The organism is Klebsiella sp. PK01, assembly GCF_057624675.1.
Genome location: NZ_JBYEZM010000002.1, coordinates 300,565 through 320,410, shown reverse-complemented (window position 1 = coordinate 320,410; position 19,846 = coordinate 300,565). Strand labels below are relative to the sequence as shown.

At 51.5% G+C, this 19,846-nt stretch carries 21 protein-coding genes and 3 tRNA genes; 17 read left to right on the top strand and 7 right to left on the bottom strand.

The features are described from left to right. Positions 1-31 precede the first annotated feature (31 nt). Positions 32-1,519 (bottom strand): alpha-amylase, encoded by a 1,488-nt coding sequence (gene amyA, locus AC22LX_RS06800; RefSeq protein WP_045390244.1) that lies wholly within the window; start codon positions 1,517-1,519, stop codon positions 32-34. Between the two features lie 201 nt (positions 1,520-1,720). On the opposite strand from amyA, the gene tcyJ reads away from it, so the two are divergent. The 4 genes from tcyJ (at position 1,721) to tcyN (ending at position 5,035) form a co-directional block, all read left to right on the top strand. Beyond that, the gene (gene tcyJ, locus AC22LX_RS06795; RefSeq protein ID WP_045376245.1) at positions 1,721-2,521 is read left to right on the top strand and encodes a cystine ABC transporter substrate-binding protein; all 801 of its coding nucleotides are present in this window, start codon (positions 1,721-1,723) and stop codon (positions 2,519-2,521) included. A gap of 94 nt (positions 2,522-2,615) precedes the next feature. Further along, a complete protein-coding gene (gene dcyD, locus AC22LX_RS06790) occupies positions 2,616-3,602 on the top strand; it encodes a D-cysteine desulfhydrase (protein ID WP_045390247.1) in 987 nt (328 codons plus the stop codon). A gap of 15 nt (positions 3,603-3,617) precedes the next feature. After that, positions 3,618-4,286 carry a cystine ABC transporter permease gene (tcyL, locus tag AC22LX_RS06785; RefSeq protein WP_020078444.1) on the top strand — a complete coding sequence of 223 codons (669 nt, stop codon included), beginning with the start codon at positions 3,618-3,620 and terminating at the stop codon, positions 4,284-4,286. Continuing rightward, positions 4,283-5,035 carry an L-cystine ABC transporter ATP-binding protein TcyN gene (gene tcyN / locus AC22LX_RS06780; protein ID WP_045390250.1) on the top strand — a complete coding sequence of 251 codons (753 nt, stop codon included), beginning with the start codon at positions 4,283-4,285 and terminating at the stop codon, positions 5,033-5,035. The genes tcyL and tcyN overlap by 4 nt, the downstream gene beginning before the upstream one ends. Positions 5,036-5,038: 3 nt before the next feature. Here tcyN and AC22LX_RS06775 read toward each other — a convergent pair whose 3' ends face one another. Further along, positions 5,039-6,397, bottom strand: coding sequence for a CoA transferase (locus AC22LX_RS06775; RefSeq protein WP_052667962.1), 1,359 nt, complete (start codon positions 6,395-6,397; stop codon positions 5,039-5,041). A gap of 145 nt (positions 6,398-6,542) precedes the next feature. Here AC22LX_RS06775 and sdiA point away from each other — a divergent pair, with 145 nt between their 5' ends. Continuing rightward, on the top strand, positions 6,543-7,265 hold the full coding sequence (gene sdiA, locus AC22LX_RS06770) for a quorum-sensing transcriptional regulator SdiA (RefSeq protein ID WP_045390253.1): 723 nt from the start codon (positions 6,543-6,545) through the stop codon (positions 7,263-7,265). A 68-nt stretch (positions 7,266-7,333) separates the two neighbouring features. Here the strand turns inward: sdiA and AC22LX_RS06765 are convergent, their stop codons facing one another. Further along, positions 7,334-7,558 (bottom strand): DUF2594 family protein, encoded by a 225-nt coding sequence (locus AC22LX_RS06765; protein ID WP_015365908.1) that lies wholly within the window; start codon positions 7,556-7,558, stop codon positions 7,334-7,336. A 465-nt stretch (positions 7,559-8,023) separates the two neighbouring features. On the opposite strand from AC22LX_RS06765, the gene uvrY reads away from it, so the two are divergent. The 9 genes from uvrY (at position 8,024) to AC22LX_RS06720 (ending at position 14,171) form a co-directional block, all read left to right on the top strand. Continuing rightward, positions 8,024-8,680, top strand: coding sequence for a UvrY/SirA/GacA family response regulator transcription factor (uvrY, locus tag AC22LX_RS06760; protein ID WP_015705978.1), 657 nt, complete (start codon positions 8,024-8,026; stop codon positions 8,678-8,680). Further along, on the top strand, positions 8,677-10,509 hold the full coding sequence (gene uvrC, locus AC22LX_RS06755) for an excinuclease ABC subunit UvrC (RefSeq protein ID WP_047045524.1): 1,833 nt from the start codon (positions 8,677-8,679) through the stop codon (positions 10,507-10,509). Before uvrY ends, uvrC begins: the two co-directional genes overlap by 4 nt. A 57-nt stretch (positions 10,510-10,566) precedes the next feature. After that, positions 10,567-11,115, top strand: coding sequence for a CDP-diacylglycerol--glycerol-3-phosphate 3-phosphatidyltransferase (gene pgsA / locus AC22LX_RS06750; protein WP_045390257.1), 549 nt, complete (start codon positions 10,567-10,569; stop codon positions 11,113-11,115). Positions 11,116-11,266: 151 nt separating this feature from the next. Beyond that, positions 11,267-11,342: transfer RNA gene (locus AC22LX_RS06745), tRNA-Gly, on the top strand. 40 nt (positions 11,343-11,382) lie between these two features. After that, positions 11,383-11,456: transfer RNA gene (locus AC22LX_RS06740), tRNA-Cys, on the top strand. Between the two features lie 13 nt (positions 11,457-11,469). After that, positions 11,470-11,556 (top strand) — tRNA-Leu (locus tag AC22LX_RS06735). A gap of 224 nt (positions 11,557-11,780) precedes the next feature. Beyond that, positions 11,781-12,665 carry a dihydrodipicolinate synthase family protein gene (locus tag AC22LX_RS06730; protein ID WP_320482771.1) on the top strand — a complete coding sequence of 295 codons (885 nt, stop codon included), beginning with the start codon at positions 11,781-11,783 and terminating at the stop codon, positions 12,663-12,665. Between the two features lie 149 nt (positions 12,666-12,814). Continuing rightward, entirely contained in the window at positions 12,815-13,381 is a 567-nt protein-coding gene (locus tag AC22LX_RS06725; RefSeq protein ID WP_063448027.1) for a DUF805 domain-containing protein, read from the top strand. Between the two features lie 109 nt (positions 13,382-13,490). Further along, the gene (locus tag AC22LX_RS06720; RefSeq protein ID WP_413771762.1) at positions 13,491-14,171 is read left to right on the top strand and encodes a YecA/YgfB family protein; all 681 of its coding nucleotides are present in this window, start codon (positions 13,491-13,493) and stop codon (positions 14,169-14,171) included. A 27-nt stretch (positions 14,172-14,198) separates the two neighbouring features. On the opposite strand, the gene tyrP is transcribed toward AC22LX_RS06720, so the two are convergent. After that, on the bottom strand, positions 14,199-15,410 hold the full coding sequence (tyrP, locus tag AC22LX_RS06715) for a tyrosine transporter TyrP (RefSeq protein WP_045390269.1): 1,212 nt from the start codon (positions 15,408-15,410) through the stop codon (positions 14,199-14,201). A gap of 192 nt (positions 15,411-15,602) precedes the next feature. Here tyrP and AC22LX_RS06710 point away from each other — a divergent pair, with 192 nt between their 5' ends. Further along, the gene (locus AC22LX_RS06710) at positions 15,603-15,842 is read left to right on the top strand and encodes a YecH family metal-binding protein (protein WP_045390272.1); all 240 of its coding nucleotides are present in this window, start codon (positions 15,603-15,605) and stop codon (positions 15,840-15,842) included. A 33-nt stretch (positions 15,843-15,875) separates the two neighbouring features. On the opposite strand, the gene ftnA is transcribed toward AC22LX_RS06710, so the two are convergent. Then, entirely contained in the window at positions 15,876-16,373 is a 498-nt protein-coding gene (ftnA, locus tag AC22LX_RS06705; RefSeq protein WP_045390275.1) for a non-heme ferritin, read from the bottom strand. A gap of 383 nt (positions 16,374-16,756) precedes the next feature. On the opposite strand from ftnA, the gene AC22LX_RS06700 reads away from it, so the two are divergent. Further along, complete coding sequence (locus AC22LX_RS06700; protein WP_045390278.1) at positions 16,757-17,395, top strand: RpiB/LacA/LacB family sugar-phosphate isomerase; 639 nt, start codon at positions 16,757-16,759, stop codon at positions 17,393-17,395. 44 nt (positions 17,396-17,439) lie between these two features. On the opposite strand, the gene AC22LX_RS06695 is transcribed toward AC22LX_RS06700, so the two are convergent. Beyond that, positions 17,440-18,864 (bottom strand): MFS transporter, encoded by a 1,425-nt coding sequence (locus AC22LX_RS06695; RefSeq protein ID WP_487333886.1) that lies wholly within the window; start codon positions 18,862-18,864, stop codon positions 17,440-17,442. 127 nt (positions 18,865-18,991) lie between these two features. On the opposite strand from AC22LX_RS06695, the gene AC22LX_RS06690 reads away from it, so the two are divergent. Beyond that, complete coding sequence (locus AC22LX_RS06690) at positions 18,992-19,243, top strand: DUF2766 family protein (RefSeq protein WP_045390283.1); 252 nt, start codon at positions 18,992-18,994, stop codon at positions 19,241-19,243. Positions 19,244-19,300: 57 nt separating this feature from the next. Here AC22LX_RS06690 and AC22LX_RS06685 read toward each other — a convergent pair whose 3' ends face one another. Beyond that, positions 19,301-19,804, bottom strand: a complete 504-nt coding sequence (locus AC22LX_RS06685; protein ID WP_045390285.1) for a non-heme ferritin-like protein — start codon at positions 19,802-19,804, stop codon at positions 19,301-19,303. Positions 19,805-19,846 lie beyond the last annotated feature (42 nt).

Sequence of the window (19,846 nt, the reverse complement as noted above, 5' to 3'; positions counted from 1 at the left end):
TGGCGGGCCGGCTTAAGCCGGCCCGTGTGCTTTAAAGCACCTCTTCAATGACCCAGACGCTGACGCTACCAGCGTTACAGGTAAATACGGCATTGCCCTCGTCGTCGGTTTCAATCATCTCCTGGCGATTATTAAGAAAATCCTTCCAGCGTTTATTGGCGTAATTCTCGCCAAGCGGCAGCGTTTTCTCGCCATCATCGCCGTTAGAAAGCACCACCACGCAGCCCGGGTGCTCATCGGTACCGCTGCGGCTAAAGGCAATACAGTTAGGGTGATCGAACCACAGCGTTTGTACGCCGTGGGCGAAACGCTGACGGGCGTCGATGAGCTCATGAAGTTGCTCGATAACCGGCATCTCGATGGCGTAAGTCTGGCCATCTCCGCCGGTATCTTCATAGCTTGCGCCAAACAGGTCGGCGTAAAATACCGAGGGAACACCGTTTTCACGCAGTAAAATCAGCGCATAGGCTAGCGGCTTAAACCAGGCTTCGACCGGCGCTTCCAACGCCTGAAGCGGTTGAGTGTCATGATTCGTCACCAACGTAACCGCATGGAAGGGATCGGCTTCAACCAGCGTGCCGGTAAAGATTTGACTCATGTCGTAATCGCGCCCCTGACGTGAGGCTTCATGGAATTTCATCTGCAGTGGTGCATCAAACAGCATGGTATTACCGTCTACAAGATCGATATACTGCTGTAGTTTATCCACCTCATGCGACCAGTATTCGGCAACAATAAAGAGTGGTTTTTCGCTGGAACTCTGTACGTGCTCAATCCACTCTTTATAAAACCATGCCGGAATATGTTTGACGGCATCAAGGCGAAAACCATCGCAGCCAGTCTGTTCAATGACCCAGCGGGCCCAGTATTTTATCTCCTCGGTGACGGCATGGTTGCGGAAATCGATATTTTCGCCCATGAGATAATCGAAGTTGCCCATTTCATCGTCGACCTGATCGTTCCAGCCGTCGCCGGTGTAGTCATTAACCACCTTGAATACGCCATCTTCATCGGGATTTTCGATATGGTCGATACCGCTAAAACATTTATAGTCCCAGATGAATTGTGAATATTGTCCACCGCGGGCAGGGAAGGTATAGCGAGTCCAGGCTTCACATTCGATGATTTCTTCCGAAATTTGCGTGCGGTCCTGTTCATCAACGCGTTGTACGCGAATGCGTTCTTTCTCATCGGCGCCCATCTTATGATTAACGACGACATCAAGTAGGACGGCAATTTGATGCTCTTTTAGCGCCTTAATTGCCGCCAATAACTGGGCCTTATCGCCATATTTGGTGGCAACCGATCCTTTCTGATCGAATTCCCCGAGGTCGAAAAGATCGTAGCTATCATAGCCAACCGAATAACCGCCGGAGGCACCCTTATAGGCGGGCGGCAACCAAATCATATTAATGCCAATTTCGTTAAGATTTGGCGCAAGGGCTTCTACTTCCCGCCATAGCTCGCCACCTTCCGGGTAATACCAATGAAAACATTGCAACAACGTGGGATTTTTCATCTTCCATGCTCCTGGCGTCATCAAGCTGACCTTTGCAGTATGGGAGATAACTGGCAAATATGAATAATTTCGTTGCTTTTTCGCTATACCCTAAATGGCTGCATATATAATAAATTGGCATAAGATGTAGCGGATAGATGTTGGTAGGCTACTGCTAAACGCCTTACACTACACGAAAATCTCATCATATTCGGGGTATCTATGAAACTAGCACTTCTGGGTCGTCAGGCGCTGATGGGCGCAATGGCCGTAGCATTGATGGCTGGTGTGAGCGTGAAAACTTTCGCCGCTGAAAATCTGCTTAATCAGGTCAAAGAGCGCGGCACGCTGCGCGTTGGCCTGGAGGGCACATACCCGCCATTTAGTTATCAAGGTGATGATGGCAAACTGACCGGTTTTGAAGTTGAGTTTGCCAATGAGCTGGCGAAACACATCGGTGTGAAAGCGGACCTCAAACCTACTAAATGGGACGGTATGCTGGCTTCACTTGATTCCAAACGAATTGATGTGGTGATTAACCAGGTCACTATTTCCGACCAGCGTAAGAAAAAATACGACTTCTCCACCCCGTATACTATTTCTGGTATTCAGGCGCTGGTGAAAAAGGGTAACGAAGGCGTGATTAAAACCGCAGCGGACCTGAAAGGCAAAAAAGTCGGCGTTGGCCTGGGCACCAATTATGAAGAGTGGCTGCGCCAGAATGTACAGGGCGTTGATATTCGTACCTACGATGATGACCCGACAAAATATCAGGACCTGCGCGTAGGCCGTATTGACGCTATTCTGGTCGATCGCCTGGCAGCGTTGGATTTAGTGAAGAAAACCAACAATACCCTGGCCGTAACCGGTGAAGCATTCTCCCGTCAGGAATCCGGCGTGGCGCTGCGTAAAGGTAATGAAGATCTGCTGAAAGCGGTGGACACCGCCATTGCCGATATGCAGAAAGATGGCAGCCTGAAGGCGCTTTCAGAAAAATGGTTTGGTGCTGACGTCACTAAGTAACGTCTGCAGATGAAAAAAGGCGCTGATAATGGCGCCTTTTTTTATTTCGCACGCAACTGCGTGCATAATAAGGATAACTGAGTCTGGAGGTGCCATGTCACTACAAAATTTAACGCGTTTTCCGCGCCTGGAATTTATTGGCGCGCCGACGCCGCTCGAATATCTACCGCGCCTGTCCGATCATCTCGGGCGGGATATATTTATTAAACGTGATGATGTTACCCCCATGGCGATGGGCGGAAATAAACTGCGCAAGCTGGAATTTCTTGCCGCTGATGCGCTGCGCGAGGGCGCTGATACGCTGATTACCGCTGGAGCCATTCAGTCCAACCATGTGCGTCAGACGGCGGCCGTCGCCGCGAAACTGGGACTGCACTGCGTCGCGCTGTTGGAAAATCCGATAGGTACTCGTGCTGAAAATTATCTGACCAACGGTAACCGCCTGCTGCTGGATCTGTTCAATACTCAGGTCGAGATGTGCGATGCATTGACCGATCCTAACGCGCAGCTTGAGGAGCTGGCGACTCGTATTGAAGCGCAGGGATATCGCCCTTATGTCATTCCGGTTGGCGGTTCTAACGCCCTTGGCGCGTTGGGGTATGTCGAAAGCGCGCTGGAAATCGCCCAGCAGTGTGAAGGGGCGGTGGAGATCTCCTCGGTAGTGGTCGCCTCCGGTAGCGCGGGTACTCACGCAGGGCTAGCCGTTGGCCTGGAACAGCTAATGCCGAACGCAGAATTAATTGGGGTGACCGTGTCACGTAGCGTTGCCGACCAGTTGCCGAAAGTGGTTGCGCTGCAGCAAGCCGTTGCGAATAGCCTTGAATTACAGGCCAAAGCGGAAATTACCTTGTGGGATGATTATTTCGCTCCCGGATACGGTACGCCCAATGAAGAAGGCCTGGAAGCGGTGAAACTACTGGCGCAGCTGGAAGGTATCCTGCTGGATCCCGTCTACACCGGAAAGGCCATGGCCGGTCTGATTGACGGCATTAATCAGAATCGCTTTAAGGATGAGGGGCCGATTCTGTTTATCCATACTGGCGGCGCGCCCGCGCTGTTTGCTTATCATCCGCACGTCTAATGCAGAATTAATAGAATGCACGAAAGTATCCAACTGGTCATTGATTCCGCACCATACCTGTTAAAGGGCGCGGTTTTTACGTTACAACTGAGCATCGGCGGCATGTTCTTTGGTCTGCTGCTGGGCTTTATCCTCGCACTGATGCGCATGTCGTCCATCTGGCCGATCAGATGGCTGGCGCGGATGTATATCTCCATTTTCCGCGGAACTCCGTTGATTGCTCAACTGTTTATGATCTATTACGGCCTGCCGCAGTTCGGCATTGAGTTGGATCCTATTCCGGCGGCGATGATTGGCCTGTCCTTGAATACCGCGGCCTATGCGGCGGAAACGTTGCGAGCGGCAATTGCCTCTATAGATAAAGGGCAGTGGGAAGCGGCAGCGAGTATCGGTATGACGCCGTGGCAGACCTTACGACGGGCTATTTTACCCCAGGCTGCCCGCGTGGCGCTGCCGCCGCTCTCTAACAGCTTTATCAGCCTCGTCAAAGATACTTCGCTGGCGGCGACGATTCAGGTACCGGAACTGTTCCGTCAGGCGCAGTTAATTACCTCGCGTACGCTGGAGGTCTTTACGATGTATCTGGCCGCCTCGCTGATCTATTGGGTGATGGCGACCGTACTCTCAACCTTGCAGAATTATTTTGAAAATCAGCTGAATCGCCAGGAGCGTGATCCAAAATGAGTGCGATTGAAGTCAAAAAACTGGTGAAGAAATTCCACGGGCAGACCGTGCTGCACGGTATCGATCTCGAGGTTCAGGAAGGGGAAGTGGTGGCAATTATCGGCCCTAGCGGCTCCGGTAAAACCACGCTGTTGCGCAGCATTAACCTGCTTGAGCACCCCGAAAGCGGTACCATTCGCGTGGGTGATGTGACTATCGATACGTCGCGTAGTATTAGCCAGCAAAAAGGGTTGATCCGCCGCCTGCGTCAGCATGTTGGCTTTGTGTTTCAGAACTTCAATCTGTTTCCGCATCGTACGGTGCTGGAAAATATTATTGAAGGGCCGGTTATCGTAAAAGGCGAAGATAAGAACGAGGCCATTTCTCTGGCGCGTGAGCTGCTGGCAAAGGTGGGGTTGTCGGGAAAAGAGAATAGCTATCCGCGTCGTTTATCCGGCGGGCAGCAGCAGCGTGTGGCAATTGCCCGCGCGTTAGCAATGCGCCCGGACGTTATCCTTTTTGATGAGCCGACTTCTGCATTGGATCCTGAGTTGGTGGGCGAGGTGCTCAACACCATACGCCAGCTGGCGCAGGAGAAACGTACCATGGTTATTGTGACCCATGAGATGAGCTTCGCTCGTGATGTCGCCGACCGCGCCATTTTCATGGATCAGGGACGTATCGTCGAACAAGGTAAGGCCAGAGAGCTATTTGCTAATCCTCAGCAGCCGCGGACGCGTCAGTTCCTTGAGAAATTTTTAATGCAGTAAATGTTACCATTCTGGCGCGGCCGACCCTAAACGGCAGGGCGGTCGTGACCAGATAATGGGCGTACCCGACAGGCGGATGGGAAATGTGAGCCGTTCAGCCAGACCAAATGTCGACCATTCCATCGCAGGTTGAAAATCACGACGTTGCAGCGGCGCGAAAGGCATCTCATGCCGTGCGCCTGGCCACTCCATCAGGGTGGCGGCGACGCGCGCCAATGACAGCCGCGCACGATAACCTTTGCCGCTCTCTATGCGTTGTCCTATCCCTTTTAATACCGCAGCAGCCATCAGATACCCCGTCGCGTGGTCTAAGGCTTGTACCGGAAGCGGGATTGGTTTATCCGCGTCGCGCCAGCGTTGACCGGCATGAGCGATACCACAGGCCATTTGCACCAGACTGTCGAAACCACGTCGGTTTCTCCATGGCCCCTCCCATCCCCAGGCATTCAATGAAACATCAACAATTCCCGGCGATAAAGCGGCTCTGGTATGACAATCAAGGCCTAGCGCATCCAACGCGTCAGCGCGGTAACCGTGAACAATGACGTCGGCTTGCGAGAGTAACGTGATTAAATGTTGCTTATCGATTTGTTTTTTTATATTCAATCGGGCGCAGCGCTTACCCAGCGTAATCTCTTCTTCGAGCGTGGGTTCATGCCAGTCGACCGGATCGATACGTAATACATCAGCGCCTAATCCCGCGAGAAAACGTGTTGCGACTGGGCCAGCAATAATCCGGGTTAAATCCAGTATCCTGATTCCTGACAAAGGACGGGAGGAGGAGAGAGGCCAAACAACCGACGGTCCCGGCGGTAAATCTGCTTCTATCAGCAGCGGCTGCCGGCTGACGGCGATGCCTTGCGGATGGGCTCGCCACTCTTCCGCGCTGCGCATCGCCGCCGCGCAACCGCCATTTTCCACCACAGCTTGTTCCAACACATGCGAGCGCCATTGACGAACTTGTTGAGCCAACATTTGCCGCGTCGCATGTTGCCCCAGAATCTGCGCCACGGCGATTCTGTGATGGGCGGCATTCGTATGCAGTCGGATCCATCCATCTTCCGTTTGATAATCTCCCGCTAATGGATCCCAAAGCTGCTGTATTGGGCGATTGTGCGGCTTGGCGCTGGCTGAAAACCAATATGACGCGAGCCGGCGATCCACTATTGGCGTGGCGGATGATGAGCACAAGCGGGTAAGGTAAGCGGCGGCGATCCCCATTGAGGCGGCAGCAAAATCACTGACAGCAAAAAAAGAAGATAAAGCCCCTGGGTGGCGGAACTCGATTGGCGGGACAGGGCTTGCGCTAAAGTCTTGCCACATCCGGGAAAAGAGCTGCATAGACGAGGACGGCGAGAGCATATTTTCCTCCAGAGTTCGATAAATAATCGTCAGCGAAAATCGAATAATGCGATGGCTACGTTATTTTATACATATAAATAAGATTTATGTGTTAGTTTTATGTATTTATAATAATGATTATCAATCAGGGGTTATTTGGTAGGTTATGAGGGACATTGATTTTTTCAGCTGGCGGCGGGAAATGCTGCAACAATTCCAGTCAACTCATGATGGGGATTCGGTTTATAACCTGCTCCAGCAGCAAACAGAGGCGCTGGAATACGACTACTACGCACTTTGTGTGCGCCATCCGGTGCCTTTTACGCGTCCGAAACTCACGCTGCAATCAACTTATCCGCAGGCCTGGATGTCTCATTATCAGGCAGAGAATTATTTTGCTGTTGACCCGGTATTGCGCAGAGAAAATTTTCTCCGTGGGCATTTGCCGTGGAATGACCAGCTCTTTTGCGATACGCCGGAATTATGGAATGGCGCGCGCGATCATGGTTTAAATAAAGGTGTGACGCAGTGTCTTACCTTGCCAAATCATGCGTTGGGCTTCTTATCGGTTTCCGCGAAAAATGCGCAACCGGGTTCTTATCAGGAGGACGAATTAGAATTGCGCCTGAGAACGCTCACCGAACTCAGCCTGCTGGCGCTGTTGCGGCTGGAGGATGAGATGGTAATGCCGCCGGAGATGAAGTTTAGCCGACGCGAACTGGAGATTCTCAAATGGACCGCAGAAGGGAAAACTTCCGCCGAGGTGGCGATGATATTGTCTATTTCAGAAAATACGGTCAATTTTCATCAGAAGAATATGCAGCGCAAATTTAACGCGCCCAACAAAACGCAAATCGCCTGTTATGCCGTCGCAACAGGATTAATTTGAGCGAATCGTTCGTTCTGCGTGTCAGACGTGAAACCGGCTGTCAGTGATAACTTTCAGCCGGTCCTTTCTTACTGACGGTAAGCTTGTTTAATTTGCTTAACGGTGCTGGAGAATACGGCAGCCTGAGCCTCATCTTCCATCTGCGCGATTTGTTTTTCCATTTTAATAATCACGCGGCCTGCGTCCGCCTGGCCCATAGCCTGAAGCATTAGCGTCAGTAGCGCTTTCAGGCAGGAGACCTCCTGCGCCAGTTGTTGATTATTTTCTGCAGTGGAAAAATCTGGTGTGCTCATCGATATCCTCGTTTGCTATCGGCGCTGTTGCGCAATACTAAATGTTAAGGCGGCGCAGTATACCACAAGCAGTAGAAAAAAAAGGAGCGCGTGATTTGTGTTCCAGGTTTCGGGCGCTGAGCGGTTAAATTTACTGAATAATATCTGTTCATCTTAACGGTCGTCGTTAATTTTTGCCGCTGTTTTTGGGAGAAGTTAATTATTGTTACATCCTTCGAACCGTATTTATCCGCGAGCTGTTCTGTTGCTTTTTTTGCTCCTTCTGTAGGGGGAATGTTAAAAAAGAAACATAATCCAACTATATGTTCTGTATAGGTTTCCACCTGGTGTGGAGACAAATTGCCATAAATGGGATAGAAATCTTCTCCAGGACACTTTTTGGGCTTTTAAAGTTACGATAAAACCCGGTAATATATGTGAGATAAACTATCAGTAGCGTTATCCCTAATTCTGGAGATTATTCCTTTGATCAACGTACTTCTTGTTGATGACCACGAACTAGTGCGCGCAGGGATACGACGCATTCTGGAAGATATAAAAGGGATTAAAGTTGTCGGTGAGGCCTGCTGCGGCGAGGATGCCGTGAAGTGGTGCCGTGCGAATCCTGTGGACGTCGTCCTGATGGATATGAACATGCCGGGTATCGGGGGGCTTGAAGCGACGCGTAAAATTGCGCGCTCTATTGTCGATACCAAAGTGATCATGTTGACCGTGCATACTGAGAATCCGCTGCCTGCGAAGGTTATGCAAGCTGGCGCCGCCGGTTACTTAAGCAAAGGCGCAGCTCCGCAGGAAGTGGTAAATGCGATTCGGTGCGTTGCTTCGGGTCAGCGTTATATCGCTTCCGATATTGCCCAACAGATGGCGCTCAGTCAGATTGAACCGGAAAAAACGGAATCGCCGTTTGCCAGTTTGTCTGAACGCGAATTGCAGATTATGCTGATGATCACCAAGGGCCAAAAGGTCAATGAGATCTCAGAACAGTTAAACCTGAGTCCCAAGACGGTGAATAGCTATCGTTACCGAATGTTCAGTAAACTAAACATTCATGGCGACGTGGAGCTTACTCACCTGGCAATTCGCCATGGCCTGTGCAATGCGGAGTCGTTAGCAAGTCAGTGAGTGATGTTTTTGACGCAAAAGCTTTCCTCAAGACGGTTACCAGCCAACCGGGCGTTTATCGTATGTATGATGCCGGCGGTACCGTCATTTATGTTGGTAAAGCCAAAGATCTGAAAAAGCGGCTTAGCAGCTATTTTCGCAGCAACCTGGCTTCGCGTAAAACCGAGGCTCTGGTGGCGTTGATCGCGCAAATTGACGTAACCGTTACTCATACCGAAACGGAAGCGCTACTGCTTGAGCATAACTATATTAAGCTGTACCAGCCACGTTACAACGTGCTGTTGCGCGACGATAAATCCTATCCTTTTATTTTTCTCAGCGGCGACACCCATCCACGACTGGCGATGCACCGCGGCGCTAAACACGCCAAAGGCGAATATTTTGGCCCGTTCCCTAACGGTTATGCCGTCCGCGAGACGCTCGCGCTGCTGCAAAAAATCTTCCCCATTCGCCAGTGTGAAAACAGCGTCTATCGCAACCGTTCGCGTCCCTGTCTGCAATATCAAATTGGTCGTTGTTTAGGGCCATGCGTCGCCGGGTTGGTGAGTGAAGAAGAGTACGAACAGCAGGTGGAATATGTGCGCCTGTTCCTTGCTGGCAAGGACGATCAGGTATTGACCCAGCTAATTGCCCGTATGGAAAAGGCCAGTCAGGCGCTTGAATTTGAAGAAGCCGCCCGTATCCGCGATCAGATTCAGGCGGTACGTCGGGTGACGGAGAAACAGTTTGTTTCCAATACTGGCGACGACCTGGATGTGATTGGCGTGGCGTTTGATGCCGGAATGGCCTGTGTGCATGTGCTGTTTATTCGTCAGGGTAAGGTACTCGGTAGCCGCAGTTATTTCCCGAAAGTTCCGGGTGGCACTGAGTTGGGGGAGGTAGTGGAAACCTTCGTAGGCCAGTTCTACCTGCAGGGTAGCCAGATGCGAACACTGCCGGGGGAAATATTGCTCGATTTCAACCTTGGCGATAAAACCCTGCTTGCCGATTCGCTTTCCGAGCTTGCCGGTCGTCGGGTGAATGTGCAGACCAAACCCCGCGGCGATCGCGCGCGCTATTTGAAGCTGGCGCGTACCAACGCCGCTGTCGCGCTTACCACCAGACTGTCGCAGCAATCAACGGTCAGCCAGCGTCTGCAGGCCCTGGCGACGTTACTGAAACTGCCTGCGGTGAAGCGGATGGAGTGTTTTGATATCAGCCATACCATGGGGGAGCAAACCGTCGCTTCCTGCGTGGTGTTTGATAGCAATGGTCCGCTGCGGGCGGAATACCGCCGCTACAATATTACCGGTATTACGCCTGGCGATGATTACGCGGCAATGAATCAGGTATTGCGTCGCCGCTATGGTAAAGCCATTGAAGAGAGCAAAATCCCGGACGTCATCCTGATCGACGGCGGTAAAGGCCAGCTTGGCCAGGCCAAAACCGTATTTGCCGAACTGGATGTACCGTGGGACAAAAATCATCCGCTGCTGCTGGGAGTAGCGAAGGGGAGCGATCGTAAAGCCGGACTGGAGACATTATTCTTTGAACCTGAAGGCGAGGGGTTTAGTTTGCCGCCGGATTCTCCTGCTTTACATGTTATCCAGCACATTCGCGATGAGTCGCACGATCATGCTATCTCTGGGCACCGCAAAAAACGGGCAAAAGTGAAAAGTACCAGTACTCTTGAAACGATCGACGGCGTTGGTCCGAAACGCCGACAGATGTTGTTGAAATATATGGGTGGTCTGCAGGGTTTGCAGAAAGCCAGTGTAGAAGAAATTGCGCAAGTACCGGGGATATCTCACGGACTGGCAGAAAAGATCTTCTACTCGTTGAAACATTAGGGGCTCTGTAGCACCATAGGGCTAATTTACACTTACAACATATAGTTACCTGTTACCATGCAATTTAATATTCCTACGTTGCTCACTCTGTTTCGCGTTATTTTGATACCGTTTTTCGTGCTGGCGTTCTATCTGCCTTTTAGCTGGGCGCCTTTCGTCTGCGCGTTAATTTTCTTTGTTGCTGCCGTTACCGACTGGTTCGATGGTTATCTGGCGCGTCGCTGGAACCAAAGCACGCGTTTTGGCGCCTTCCTTGATCCAGTCGCGGATAAAGTGATGGTGGCGATTGCCATGGTGCTGGTCGCCGAGCACTATCATACCTGGTGGGTGACATTGCCGGCAGCGACGATGATCGCACGTGAAATTATTATTTCTGCACTTCGTGAGTGGATGGCAGAGCTGGGTAAACGCAGCAGCGTAGCCGTATCATGGATTGGTAAAGTGAAAACGACAGCCCAGATGGCGGCGCTGGTCTGGATGCTGTGGCGGCCGAATATGTGGGTGGAATGGGCTGGTATCGTTCTGTTCATGGTTGCTGCGGTGTTGACGCTGTGGTCAATGTTACAATATTTGAACGCTGCGCGTGGCGATTTGCTTGAACAGTGATCGTTTCGACGCAAATTTCAGCAAACGAGACGAAGTTGCGAAAAATACCGTTGACTCACCGCGTGAGATAAGTAGAATGCAACGCATCGAACGGCGGCACAGTCTTCCAGACGATAACAAAATCAAGTGATTAGCTAATCTACTTGATGATGCGGGAATAGCTCAGTTGGTAGAGCACGACCTTGCCAAGGTCGGGGTCGCGAGTTCGAGTCTCGTTTCCCGCTCCAAATTAAAAGCATCGGCAGTAGCGGGTGTTTAAGTATTAAAGGCGCGTTAGCAAAGCGGTTATGTAGCGGATTGCAAATCCGTCTAGTCCGGTTCGACTCCGGAACGCGCCTCCACTTTATATCCCGAGCCCGGATGGTGGAATCGGTAGACACAAGGGATTTAAAATCCCTCGGCGTTCGCGCTGTGTGGGTTCAAGTCCCACTCCGGGTACCATTGGGATAAAGTAGAATAATCAAAGCAATAAGCAGTGTCGTGAAACCACCTCCGGGTGGTTTTTTCATTTCCGAAGCGTCATTTCCTGACATCATTTCTGACATCCTCCCCCACCCGCTGAGATAGACTCACAGCGCTATAGCGTTATTTGTCCTATGACAAAATCTGCGGTGCTTGCTACGCTTAATGGGATTTTCGAACCAGGCAACAGGAGTAGGGGAAATATGTTTACCGGATTGTGTGCTTTTCCACTGACGCCGCTGCGCGACAATGAAGTAGATAGCCGCGCGCTGATAAAAATTATCGATCGTCTGGTTTCGGCGCGAGTTGATTCTCTGGGCATCCTGGGCTCGACCGGCAGCTATGCCTATTTGAACCGCGAGCAGCGCAAAACGGTTGTGTTGGCGGCAAAGCAGCATACGCAAGGGATCCCGATGATGGTCGGGATAGGTGCGATGGCGACGGATACTATTTTACGTCTTGCAGAGGATGCTCAGCAGGCGGGGGCGGACGCGTTGCTGCTACCGGTGTTGAATTACCAGCCTCTGGCGGATGACGAGGTGTTCACCCTGTTCCAGACGGTTGATCGCCATGTGTCGGTACCCATTTGCATTTATGATAACCCGCGTACCACCCACAGGATCTTTTCTGATGCGCTTGTTGAGCGTATTGCCTCGTTAGCTAATATTGCATCAATAAAGATCCCCGGTTTGCCGGATGATCAGGTTGGTGTCAGAGTCGCTACGCTTCGTCAGCTCGTGCCGCAGCGAGTCAGTATTGGCGTCAGCGGCGACGCTTTTGCCGCCGCAGGGTTAAACGCCGGCTGTAACTTGTGGTATTCAGTTTGCGGTGGCCTGTTCCCGGAAATTGCCCAAAATATTACCGCGGCAGCGCTGAGCGGCGATCGGCAGCTGGCATCGGTATTAAGCGAGCGTCTGGAGCCATTATGGGCATTGTTTAGACTGCACGGCAGTCTGAAAGTGATTGCCGCCGCCGCCTCTATTCTCGAACTGACCGAAGTAGAGTGTTTACCACGACCTTTGGTCCCACTCTCCGCGGAGGCCATTAACGAAGTTAAATCGGTTATGGATAAGCTGGGTCTACGCTGAAGTTAACCGCGTTTCCCTTACCTATTTTTATCAGGAAATTCACAAACTATTTAAGGTAATATATCACTGGCGTTAATGTTAACGCTGTATTGATATCTTTTGGGTATGTGAAGCCTTAATGGCAATGATAATTATATATGAGGGATCTTATGGCCACGTTGCTTGAAAGCTACGGGAACTGTTTTCGAAAATACGCTACGTTCCGCGGCCGCTCCGCGCGCCAGGAATATGTGGTTTTTACCATTGCTAACTTTATTTTGTCCGCGATCCTGGGATTGATTCCTGTCGTTGGCGGTATCTTCGGGTTAATCATTATCATTCCGGGGATCGCGGTTGCGGTGCGCCGTCTGCACGATCTCAATAAGTCCGGTTGGTGGTTGCTGGCGCCGTACGGCATTATGCTAATCGGCCTGATTGGTATTGCCGCCACCGTCGAAGAGGGTAGAGCCGCAGTATGGGTATGGGTGATTGCGCTGGGCGGCCTGGCCGCATTGGTGATGTCGATTTGGATGATTTTCACCCGTGGCACCATTGGCAGCAACCGCTTTGGCGATGAACAGAACGACGACAATGTCGGTGGTAACACGATGGGTAAGAGTTCTGCCGCGGATGATGTTAGAGATCGGCTGGTGCAAGCTAAGAAAATGCTTGATGACGGCGTCATTAGCGCAAGTGAATACGAAGTGATGCGTGCTAATATCATTAAAGATATGTAACTGATTCGCCGCCGGGCCTGCCCGGCGTTAATAAATTCACCTGTGATAGTGAGAGCGGGTGGTTTTCTCCTCCCGTTTTCGCTACTGTAAGCGCCATTTTTCTACCATCATGAGCCTGTTAATGAAAACCGGACCCCTGAACGAAAGCGAACTCGAGTGGCTGGATGAGATCCTGTCGAAATATGCCACCGAAGGCGCCATCCTTGATGTCTCTGAACTTGATGGTCTGCTGACGGCTATCTTATCCGGACCGAGCGAAATCGAACCAGCGCAGTGGCTGCTGGCTATCTGGGGCGGAGCGGATAACGTACCGCGCTGGGCTAACGATCGCGAGCGCGACCGTTTCGTCAACCTGACCCTGCAGCATATGAGCGACATCGCCGAACGCCTGGCTGACTATCCGGAGCAGTTTGATCCCCTGTTCGGCACCCGTGAGTTTGAAGGGCAGGAGCTGACTATTGTTGAAGAGTGGTGCTTCGGCTACATGCGTGGCGTTGCTCTCAGTGATTGGTCGACGTTACCCGCTGAACTGCAGCCGCAGCTTGATGCCATTGCGCTACACGGAACGGAAGAACGCTTCGAAGCGCTCGATACGCTGACGGCTGACGAATTTGTCGAAAGCATTGATAGTATTAAGCCCGCGGCGCTGGCTTTATATCATTACTGGATGGAAAACGCTCAGCCGACGGCCGTGCAGCAACCGGTAAGAAATGAGACCAAGGTGGGGCGTAATGATCCTTGTCCCTGCGGTAGCGGCAAAAAGTATAAGCAGTGTTGCTTAGCTAAATAACAACAGGGGCCAAATGGCCCCTGTTGTTTATCCGACTGCGGGTAATAATCCCGCCACAATACAGAATTGAATGACCACAATCGCCACTCCACAGCTCAACACCAGCCACAGCGCTATCGAGCCGCCGGGTACACGCCATGTCGCCTTCGGGTGCAGTCTACGGCTCTTCATCACCAGCAATGATGGCAGCATCAGCGCCAGTACGGCGAGCGCCACGCCGGCGTATCCCAGCGCCATCACGAAACCTTGCGGATAAAACAGGGCGAACGCCAGCGGCGGCAGAAAAGTGATGATGCCGCTCTGAATACGTCCTGCAGGCGTGTTTTTACGCTGGAACAAATCTGCCAGGTAATCAAACAAACCCAATGCGACGCCGAGGAAAGACGTGGCCAACGCGAAGTCGGCAAACAGATGTACCGCCACTTCTACATGCGGCGAGGCGACAACGTCGCGGATTGCTGCCAGCAGGCCGTTCAGGCCGGAATTCTTCGCCAGCACGGCGGTAAAAGCCGGAGAGTCGATGCTGCCAAGCGTGGCGAGTTGCCAGAAAATATAGGCGACCAGCGGAATAAAGCTACCGATGATAAAGACGCGGCGCAGCTTACGAATATCGCCATTCAGATAGCTAACGATGCTTGGAATACTGCCATGAAAACCAAACGAGGTGAAAATCACCGGTATAGCGGACAGCGCCAGGCCTTGCTGTAACGGCAGGGTCAGGAGATTTATCTGGTGAATATGCGGCAGCAGCAGCACCAGCATCACCGCAAGGAAGATAATTTTTGCGCTAAATAAAAAGCGGTTAAACAGATCGACCAGCGAGGTCCCGATGCACACCACCGCGCCGCCAATGCCGGTAAAGAGCAATACGCCAGCAGAAGGCGGCAGGCTCCAGTTTAGCCACTGATTCAGACTAGAGGCCAGTAGTTCCCCGGCGCCGCTGATGTAGGCCGCTGTTAGCGCATACATCAGAAATAGCATACAGAAACCGGTGACCCATTGGCCGTAGCGGCCGAGATAGCGTGCCGCCAGTGAGCCTAACCCCATATCCGCAGGGACATGTTGATAGACTTCCAGCAGCAGCAGGGCGGTATAGCACATCAGTGCCCACAGCGCGATCAGTAATATCAGGGTGACGCCAAAACCCACTCCCGCCGAAGCGAGCGGCATCGCCAACATACCGGCGCCAATTGTGGTGCCGGCAACGATTAAAATACTACCCAGAGTGCGGTTCTTCACGCTTTTCTCTATCTGTGAATGAATGGACAAATAATTATGCCGCGCAGAGTATGTGAAATGAGTGATTTCGTCAAATGAAGGTTACATTGTGTGTAATTAAAACTTTACATTTCTGACGGGCAGAAAACACTGCGCTGGCGCAAAGCCGCCAGGCGCAGGCTGATATATGCTGCACGTTTTACAGGAGGAGCTATGTCATCTATTCACGGTCATGAAGTATTACAGATGATGATCGCATCGGGCGAATCGTACAGCGTTGCCAGTCTCGAAGCGGCAATTAAGACGCAATTTGGTATTAATGCGCGCTTTCACACCTGTTCGGCGCAGGGTCTGGATGCGGCGCAACTGGTGGCTTTTTTGCAGCGGAAAGGTAAATTTATTGCGGTGGAAGAGGGCTTCAATACCAGCGAAAGTAAAATCTGCCGTCATTGAACACGCGGCGGCCAGCAGCCGCCGCAGCGGGAATTAGTTTTGTGTATCGAGGGTTGCCAGTTCTTTATCGATAAAGTACAAGCCTTCACCGCTCTTACCGGCAAGAGTCAGTTTATCAATAACAGATTTGAATAATTTCTCTTCTTCATGCTGCTCAGCAACATACCATTGCAGGAAATTAAAGGTCGGGTAATCCTGATTGGTCATCGCCGCATGCGCCAGTTCATTAATTTTTTGCGTAATTAACTGTTCATGTTCATAGGTCTGGCGGAACAGTTCATCCAGTGAAGTATATTCGGCAAACGGCGAGCTAATGGCATTAATGCGCGGCAGGCTACCGGTATCGGTCAAATAGTCAAACAGGCGCTGCATGTGCGTCATTTCTTCCTGCGCGTGGCGGCGGAGAAACGCGGCGGCGCCTTCAAAGCTATGGTAGCTGCACCATGCGCTCATCTGCTGATAAAGCAAAGAAGAATAAAGCTCAAGATTCATTTGCTCATTAAGTTTTTCGATCATTTCTGCTTTCAGCATGGCGTCCACTCCGGAAATAAAGAATAAAACATAGTGTGGCGCCACTATAATTTGTTAGTTATTTATTTGCAAAAAGTAAATTAAAAAATTTAATTATTAAAAATGCAAATGGGAATAAAACGCATTGGCAATATATTAAAGGATGAGAATGCTTTTAATTTAATAATTATTCCGTCAGTGATAGCCCAACGACAACATACTCATCGTTAGGCGCAGAGGCAAAGGTGGCGGTACGTGGGCCTCGGATCTTAAAGTGTGAAGCGCTACGTAATTTATAAAACGGCTTTTCATATAGTTTGAAAATGCATTTATGAAGTAGTAGAGTCCTGATAACGCTAACGAACTCGCGGGCCGCTCCCGCACAGCTTTCAGGAGAGTGAAGCATGAAAATCGCACTGATGATGGAAAACAGCCAGGCCAGCAAAAACGCCATCATTCTCAAGGAGTTGAAAACCGTTGCTGATGAGAAAGGCTTTCCGGTTTACAACGTGGGAATGAGTGATGAACAGGACCATCATCTGACCTACATTCATCTGGGGATCATGGCCAGCATCCTGCTGAACGCTAAAGCGGTCGATTTCGTGGTGACCGGTTGCGGCACAGGCCAGGGCGCGTTGATGTCATTGAATATTCATCCAGGGGTGGTCTGTGGTTATTGTATTGACCCTGCGGATGCCTTCCTGTTTGCCCAAATCAACAACGGTAACGCGTTGTCGCTGCCTTTTGCTAAAGGCTTTGGCTGGGGGGCGGAGTTGAACGTGCGCTTTATCTTCGAGAAGGCCTTTACGGGCCGCAATGGCGAAGGTTATCCGCCTGAGCGCAAAGAACCGCAGGTACGCAACGCGGGCATCCTCAACACAGTGAAAGCGGCGGTGGTGAAAGAAAATTATCTTGATACCCTGCGGGCGATCGATCCGGAACTGGTAAAAACCGCCGTTTCCGGGCCGCGGTTCCAGCAATGCTTCTTCGAAAACTGCCAGGATAAAGAAATCGAAGCTTTTGTCCGCCAGATTATTGGTTGATAGGGCTTTTCAAACAGGCCTGCATCCATGTGCAGGTCTGTTTGCTATGGTTTTTCTTTGCTGGATACCGTGCTGCCAGCATCTCGCGTAAGGTGCAACGTATCAACCATCCCTACCAAACAAATCAGCGCAATAAAGACAAACGCCATACGGAAATCAATTCCCGGTAGAGTCGTCAGGTTAAACCACTCGCTCAACTGTTCACCGATGCGGATGCCGATGGCGCCGAGAGTGATACCTAGCCCAACCGCCAGCTGTGAAGCGGTGCTGAACAGCGTATTGGCATAACTCATCTGAGCGGAAGGAACGTCGGCAAAAGCGAGCGTACTGACGCCGGTAAATTGGATGGAACGGAACACCCCGCCAAGATAGAGGATCAACATTATCAGCCATACTGGCGTTTGCGGCGTTAACAGCGCGTAGGCAAGTAGCGAGGCGACATTCAGCGCACCGTTAATCAGCAATAAGCGGCGAAAACCCAACCAGCGGATGAGCGGCGTGGTTGCGGGCTTGATAGTGAGATTGCCGACGAAAACGGCCAGCACCAGTAGCCCGGAATGAAAAGCATCCATACCGAACCCTACCTGGAATAATAGCGGAAGCAGAAACGGGACTGCGCTTATCGAGGCGCGAAACAGTGAACCGCCGTACATGGTTATCCGGAAAGTCGGAACCTGCAGAGCGTCCAACCGTACCATTGGCCAGGCGGCGCGGCGGAAATGACGTAGCGCAAAAGCCATACATCCCATACCCGTCGCCAGGAGCGCCGGCGTTTGCCAACTTTGTGGCTGCTGGTCGCCGAGCCGTTCCATCGCTGCCACCAGACTTATCATTGCCAATGACGTCGCCACAAAACCGGGGAGGTCGAAGGGGCGGCGTTCTTCTTCACGGATGTTGGGAATGATGCGTAGCGAGAGCGCCATCGCCAGTAGCCCAAGCGGCACGTTTATAAAAAAGATCCAGTGCCAGCTGGCGTAACTGGTAATAAAGCCCCCGAGCGGCGGGCCGATTATCGATGCGACCAATGCCGGCCAGGTCAGCGTGGCTATTGCCTTGATGAGCTGATCTTTGGGCGTGGCGCGCAACACCGCCAGTCGCCCGACGGGGACCATTAGCGCGCCGCCGATACCCTGTAGAATGCGCATTGTCACAAAGCTTTCGATGTTGCGCGATAAACCGCAGAAAACGGAGGCGAGGGTAAAAATGGCTAGTGCCAGCGTAAACACTTTTCGCGCGCCGAAGCGGTCGGCAATCCAGCCGCTGGCGGGGATCAGCACCGCGAGGGTGATCAGGTAGGCGCTGATGCCGATATTGAGCGCGACCGCCGCTACGCCAAAATCCTTCGCCATATCAGGCAGGGCGGTAGCGATGACCGTGCCATCGAGAAACTCCATAAAGAAAGCGCCAGCCACCAATAATGCCGGGGCGGAAAAAGCGCCTGCTTTCGGCGTAATTGTTGTTGTACCCATTGAGTCGTTGCCATAGCAAAGTGAATAAGTATCTTTGCGGTACGTTTTCTTTTCGCCGCTCCCGCACATGTTTTTTTATCTGGTGCGATTTAGGTTACTATTACGCTCCTGAAAATAGGAGTAAAAAATGTCTCAACCTTTCACTGAACAAGATGAGCTGGTATCTGATGTCGTTGCATGCCAGCTGGTCATCAAACAAATCCTCGATGTGATTGACGTTATCGCCCCGGTCGAAGTGCGCGAAAAAATGGCGGCCCAGTTAAAGGCGATTGATTTTGCGAGCAACCCTGCTTCGGCGGATCCGGTTACGCTGCGCGCAGTACAAAAAGCAATTGCATTGATTGAGCTGAAGTTTACCCCGCAGGGTGAAGCGCACTAGATTTATCACTGCGCAGTTGATTGCCCGGCCGTTCCAGTCAGGAACGGCCGGATTCAATTAGTGGTGTTGAGGCGAGATGAGATTGAGAAGTCGACGGTCCGTTTGCTCCATACCGAGCCCGGCTTTATCTGCAGTCCGTATTTCATCAAGGACGGTTTGCAATAAAAGTCCATCTCGCTGCTGTTCTTTCTCCAGCAGCGTCAAAAAACGCCACGTTGTGTCATCGTGCTGCGCTTTTGCTTCCTGCGCCAGACCGGACAGCATGTTGCTACGTTGCTGATACTCTTCAAGGGTTTTGGCAAACACTTCTTCAAGCGTTGAGCATTGTGGGGGATAGCTTTCATCGGCTTTCACTATTGGCCAGGCCCCGGCCTTTTTCATATAGTCAAAAACCTGCATCATTAACGTCACGCTGGATTGCGCACGGGTACGTAAGAAGGTTGCGGTACCGTTCAGGCGCTGCTGCGCGCACCATTCGCCTAAATGTAGATAAACATTTGAGGCGTGAAACTCAAGATTAATCTGGGTATTTAATTTCTGAACCATTCCTGGAACTGCCATAACAATATCCTTATTTATCCGCAAGGGAAGTATGACGCACTA

Bases quoted from the DNA above. Each gene is read 5' to 3' on its own strand.
- amyA (WP_045390244.1), bottom strand. From the start codon at position 1,519: ATGAAAAATCCCACGTTGTTGCAATGTTTTCATTGGTATTACCCGGAA.
- tcyJ (WP_045376245.1), top strand. From the start codon at position 1,721: ATGAAACTAGCACTTCTGGGTCGTCAGGCGCTGATGGGCGCAATGGCC.
- dcyD (WP_045390247.1), top strand. From the start codon at position 2,616: ATGTCACTACAAAATTTAACGCGTTTTCCGCGCCTGGAATTTATTGGC.
- tcyL (WP_020078444.1), top strand. From the start codon at position 3,618: ATGCACGAAAGTATCCAACTGGTCATTGATTCCGCACCATACCTGTTA.
- tcyN (WP_045390250.1), top strand. From the start codon at position 4,283: ATGAGTGCGATTGAAGTCAAAAAACTGGTGAAGAAATTCCACGGGCAG.
- AC22LX_RS06775 (WP_052667962.1), bottom strand. From the start codon at position 6,397: ATGCTCTCGCCGTCCTCGTCTATGCAGCTCTTTTCCCGGATGTGGCAA.
- sdiA (WP_045390253.1), top strand. From the start codon at position 6,543: ATGAGGGACATTGATTTTTTCAGCTGGCGGCGGGAAATGCTGCAACAA.
- AC22LX_RS06765 (WP_015365908.1), bottom strand. From the start codon at position 7,558: ATGAGCACACCAGATTTTTCCACTGCAGAAAATAATCAACAACTGGCG.
- pgsA (WP_045390257.1), top strand. From the start codon at position 10,567: ATGCAATTTAATATTCCTACGTTGCTCACTCTGTTTCGCGTTATTTTG.
- AC22LX_RS06730 (WP_320482771.1), top strand. From the start codon at position 11,781: ATGTTTACCGGATTGTGTGCTTTTCCACTGACGCCGCTGCGCGACAAT.
- AC22LX_RS06725 (WP_063448027.1), top strand. From the start codon at position 12,815: ATGGCCACGTTGCTTGAAAGCTACGGGAACTGTTTTCGAAAATACGCT.
- AC22LX_RS06720 (WP_413771762.1), top strand. From the start codon at position 13,491: ATGAGCCTGTTAATGAAAACCGGACCCCTGAACGAAAGCGAACTCGAG.
- AC22LX_RS06710 (WP_045390272.1), top strand. From the start codon at position 15,603: ATGTCATCTATTCACGGTCATGAAGTATTACAGATGATGATCGCATCG.
- ftnA (WP_045390275.1), bottom strand. From the start codon at position 16,373: ATGCTGAAAGCAGAAATGATCGAAAAACTTAATGAGCAAATGAATCTT.
- AC22LX_RS06700 (WP_045390278.1), top strand. From the start codon at position 16,757: ATGAAAATCGCACTGATGATGGAAAACAGCCAGGCCAGCAAAAACGCC.
- AC22LX_RS06695 (WP_487333886.1), bottom strand. From the start codon at position 18,864: ATGGGTACAACAACAATTACGCCGAAAGCAGGCGCTTTTTCCGCCCCG.
- AC22LX_RS06690 (WP_045390283.1), top strand. From the start codon at position 18,992: ATGTCTCAACCTTTCACTGAACAAGATGAGCTGGTATCTGATGTCGTT.
- AC22LX_RS06685 (WP_045390285.1), bottom strand. From the start codon at position 19,804: ATGGCAGTTCCAGGAATGGTTCAGAAATTAAATACCCAGATTAATCTT.